This window comes from Micromonospora sp. M51, assembly GCF_018070305.1.
Lineage (GTDB): Bacteria > Actinomycetota > Actinomycetes > Mycobacteriales > Micromonosporaceae > Micromonospora > Micromonospora parva.
The window spans coordinates 1-3,896 of the sequence record NZ_JAGPXZ010000597.1 but is presented as its reverse complement, the minus strand read 5'-3'; the positions used below and the strand labels follow the sequence as shown (position 1 = coordinate 3,896).

Sequence of the window (3,896 nt, the reverse complement as noted above, 5' to 3'; positions counted from 1 at the left end):
GCGCGCGAGCCGGCCGACCACCTCGGCGAGGGAGGTCTTCAGCACCTGGTACGAGGGGTGCATGAGCTTGTGCGCGAGGGTGCCGTCGTTGGTGAGCAGCAGCAGGCCCTCGCTGTCCGCGTCGAGCCGCCCGACGTGGTACACCCGCTGATCCAGCCGCCTGCCGATGAAGTCGGCCAGCTCGTTGCGGCCCTTGTCGTCCGCCATGGTGGTGACCACCCCGCGCGGCTTGTTCATCGCCACGTAGACCAGTCGGGTGTCGACCTGGAGGCGCTCTCCGTCGACGTGGATCACGGCCTTGGCCGGGTCGACCTTGTCGCCGAGCTTGGCGACCCGCCCGTCCACCGTGACCCGGCGGCGGAAGATCAGGTCTTCGCAGGCGCGCCGGGAACCCACGCCGGCGGCGGCGAGCACCTTCTGCAGGCGCTCAGCCCCCTCGAACACGGGGGCGTCGGGTTTGGGGACACGGTTATCGGGTCGCATCAGCAAGCTCTTCTACGTCGTCGGGCAGGAAGGGTGCGAGGGGCGGCAGCTCGTCGACGGTGTTCAGCCCGAGCTTCTCCAGGAACAACGTGGTGGTCCGGTAGAGGAACGCCCCGCTGTCCTGTTCGGTGCCGCACTCCTCGACGAGGCCACGGGTGACCAGCGTACGGATGACCCCGTCGCAGTTCACACCCCGGATGGCTGAGATTCGCGAACGGGTCACCGGCTGCTTGTAGGCGACCACGGCGAGCGTCTCCAGCGCCGCCTGGGTCAGCCGCACGGACTGCCCGTCCAGCACGAACCGCTCAACGTACGTAGCGTATTCCGGCCGGGTGTACAGCCGCCACCCGCCGGCCGCCCGGCGCAGCTCGAACCCGTGCCCGGCCGTGGTGTAGCCGGCGGCGATCTCGTCGAGCATCGGCCCGACCCGCTCGGCGGGCTGGTCCAGCACCTGGGCCAGCACCAGCTCGCTGACCGGCTCGTCGACGACCAGCAGGATCGCCTCCAACGCGCCGCGCAGCTCGGCGTCGGACAGCTCGGGCGCGGGCTCCGGCGCGGCCGTCGCCCGCCGCCGCCCCGCCGACTGCCGCCGGGGTACGTCCCCCGCCGCGCTCGACTCCCCCGCCGTGTCCTCCGTCACCGCGCCGAGGTCCGGCGCCGTCAGGTCCACCTTGTTGGAGGCCCCGTCCGGGTCTGGCTCAGTCGGGCGCGGGTCGTCGGGGCCGCGCTCATGCGGATCGCCCGGCGCCGGGGCCGAGCCGACCGCATCCGACTCGCCGGGACCGGCGGCGGATTCGGCCTCGGGTCGGGGCTGTGCCGCTCCGGGTTCGTCGGTGTCCGCGGCCGGCTCGTCCGGCGGCGCGGGCGCGTCAGTGGCGGGCGGGCGCGGGCGGGCCCACGGGGGCACCCAGGCGGCGGCCTGGTCGGCCAGCGAGTCCCGGCGTTCCTCGTCACTCATCCCGCGCACCCTCCGTCGTCTCCGTCCCGTCCGGCCCGCCGGCCTCCCCCACCGACCCGGGCCCAACGCCCGCCGACTCAGGCGCGGCCAGCACCGGCGCGGGCCCACCCGCCGCCGGCGCAACCGCAATCCCCGCCGGCTCCGCGTCGTCCGCCGGGGTGCCGGCGTACTCGTCGACGTGCAGCTCGGTGTCGCCGTCGGCCGGGCCGGTCCAGCGCACTGTCAGCTCCTCCAGGGCCTGCTCCTGCACGAACGACACCAGGCCCTCCCGGTACAGCTCCAGCAGCGCGAGGAACCGGGCCACCACCTCCAGGGTGGCCTCGCAGTCGGCGCAGAGCAGCGAGAAGGTGGCCGTGCCGGCCCGGCGCAGTCGCGCGGTGAGGATGGCCGCGTGTTCCCGGACGCTGACCCGGACCATGTGCACGTGGGCGATGGACACCTCCGGCACCGGCTTCGGGGTCATCGCCTTCACGGCCAGCTTCAGCAGCCGCTGCGGGCCGATGCCGAGCACCAGGTCGGGCAACGCCTCGGCGTAGCGGGGTTCCAGGCTGACCGCGCGCGGATACCGTCGGCCGCCGACGGCCTCCAGCTCGGCGATGTGGGCCGCCGCCTCCTTGTACGCCTTGTACTGCAACAGTCGGGCGAAGAGCAGGTCCCGGGCTTCCAGCAGGGCGAGGTCGTCCTCGTCCTCGACCTCGGCGGCGGGCAACAGGCGGGCCGCCTTCAGGTCGAGCAGGGTCGCGGCGATGAGCAAAAACTCGCTGGCCTCGTCCAGGTCCCAGTTGTCGCCCATCGCCCTGATGTAGGCGATGAACTCGTCGGTGACCGTGTGCAGGGCCACCTCGGTGACGTCGAGCTTGTGCTTGCCGATCAGTTGCAGCAGCAGGTCGAACGGGCCGGTGAAGTTGGCCAGCCGCACCGTGAAGCCGGTGGCGGCCGGGTCGGCGGGCTGCCCACCGTCGACCACGGCCGCGGTGGCGGTCTCGGGTGGGTCGATGGGTGGCGCGGTCACCGGACGACCGTAGTCCACGAGGCGGGCACCGGGCGTTCCGGCTACCGCTCCGACTGGGCGGCGATCACCTCGCGGGCCAGCTGACGGTAGTTACGTGCCCCGGAGGATGCCGGGTCCATCGTCGTGATGGGGGCACCGGCCACGGTGGACTCGGGGAACTTCACCGTCTTGGTGATGACCGTCTGGTAGACCTTGTCGCCGAACGCCTCCACCACCCGCTGCAGGACCTGGCGGCAGTGCGTGGTGCGGCTGTCGTACATCGTGGCGAGGATGCCTTCGAGCTCCAGGTCGAAGTTGAGCCGCTCGCGCACCTTGTCGATGGTGTCCAGCAGCAGTGCCACACCGCGCAGGCTGAAGAACTCGCATTCGAGCGGGATGAGCACACCGTGCGCGACGGTCAGCGCGTTGATCGCCAGCAGGCCGAGCGACGGCTGGCAGTCGATCAGGATGTAGTCGTACTCCTTGCGGACCGTGCGCAGGACCCGGGCCAGGGCCATTTCCCGGGCGACCTCGTTGACGAGCTGGATCTCGGCGGCGGAGAGGTCGATGTTGGCCGGCAGCAGGTGCAGGCCCGCCACGTCGGTCTTGATCAGGACGTCCTCGGCGGTCACGTCGTCCTGCATGAGCAGGTTGTAGACGGACAGGTCGAGGTTGTGCGGGTTGACGCCCAGGCCCACCGAGAGGGCGCCCTGCGGGTCGAAGTCGACCAGCAGGACCTTGCGGCCGTATTCCGCGAGGGCCGCGCCCAGGTTGATGGTGGTGGTCGTCTTGCCGACGCCACCCTTCTGGTTGGCCATCGCGATGATGCGCGCGGGGCCGTGCCGGTCGGTCGGCATCGGCTCGGGGATGGGCTTGCGCATCGTGTAGGCAGCCGGGTCCGCAGGACCGAGATCCGCGCCGAGCGTGGCCTGCTGCTCGCGGAGCTCCGACGTCCAGGTCTCGGCACGGTCACCGTTGCCAGCCATGTGCTCGTTGCCCCCTCCCGACGACCCACCCGGCGTCGGAGCCGTCCGACGTCCTTCGCGGCGCCGCTGCGCACCCCGGTCGTGTCGCTCCAGGAGGTCCGCGCCGATGCCGACTGTACGCCACCGACCAGCAGGGGGTTCGGCACCGGCCCGGCGTGTCGGCGCCGACCGCGACCGGTTCAGCCCCGGGCGCGGGGATGGGCGGTGGCGTACACCTCGCGCAACCGCTCCACGGTGACCAACGTGTAGACCTGGGTGGTGGTCACCGAGGCGTGCCCGAGCAGTTCCTGGACCACGCGGACGTCGGCGCCGCCGTCGAGCAGGTGGGTGGCGTACGAGTGGCGCAGGGTGTGCGGGGAGACGGCGGCGGGCCCGTCGACGGGCAGCCCGGCCCGGTCGGCGGCGCGGCGCAGGATGCCCCAGGCGCCCTGGCGCGACAGCGCGCCGCCGCGGGCGTTGAGGAACACCGCCGGGGTGC

At 72.4% G+C, this 3,896-nt stretch carries 5 protein-coding genes; all 5 read right to left on the bottom strand.

The window, feature by feature from the left end; all coding sequences use genetic code 11:
- Positions 1 to 483: pseudouridine synthase (locus tag KBX53_RS25245; RefSeq protein WP_210861994.1), on the bottom strand; the 483-nt coding region annotated here is incomplete at its 3' end.
- On the bottom strand, positions 470 to 1,441 hold the full coding sequence (gene scpB / locus KBX53_RS25240) for an SMC-Scp complex subunit ScpB (RefSeq protein WP_210861992.1): 972 nt from the start codon (positions 1,439 to 1,441) through the stop codon (positions 470 to 472). The genes scpB and KBX53_RS25245, both read right to left, overlap by 14 nt.
- Positions 1,434 to 2,471: a ScpA family protein gene (locus tag KBX53_RS25235; RefSeq protein ID WP_030334876.1), complete on the bottom strand. Its 1,038-nt coding sequence runs from the start codon at positions 2,469 to 2,471 to the stop codon at positions 1,434 to 1,436. The genes scpB and KBX53_RS25235 overlap by 8 nt, the downstream gene beginning before the upstream one ends.
- Positions 2,472 to 2,494: 23 nt before the next feature.
- A complete protein-coding gene (locus tag KBX53_RS25230) occupies positions 2,495 to 3,418 on the bottom strand; it encodes a ParA family protein (RefSeq protein WP_030334877.1) in 924 nt (307 codons plus the stop codon).
- A 179-nt stretch (positions 3,419 to 3,597) separates the two neighbouring features.
- The coding region (locus tag KBX53_RS36550; RefSeq protein ID WP_247676185.1) for a tyrosine-type recombinase/integrase at positions 3,598 to 3,896 on the bottom strand (299 nt) is incomplete at its 5' end.